Consider the following 276-nt stretch of genomic DNA (forward strand, 5'->3'; position numbering starts at 1 on the left):
TGTAGTGCTCGCCGCCTAGGTTGCCGGTGAGTTTCCAGGTGACGTCTGTCTTGGGGTGGCCGGCGAGGTCGTAGTCGATGACGCCGCGGGGGAGTTTCATCTCGTCTTCGCCGATGTCGTAGTTCTCGTTGAGGCTGTTATTGTCGACGATGACGGTGATGATGTGCTCTGAGCCGGAGGTGAGGTTGCTTGGGAGGTCGTATGTGGCGTTGTAGGTTGGGAGGACGTCTTCTCCCGTGAAGGAGGCAATGTAAGTGCCGTCGAGGTAGATAGTGT

Annotated in this window: 1 protein-coding gene; it reads right to left on the bottom strand. The window is 57.6% G+C overall.

Translation table 11 applies throughout. The features are described 5' to 3' along the window. Nucleotides 1–276: hypothetical protein (locus tag RAD10_RS41760; protein ID WP_461622014.1), on the bottom strand; the 276-nt coding region annotated here is incomplete at both ends.

Source organism: Bradyrhizobium sp. 23AC (assembly GCF_054863025.1).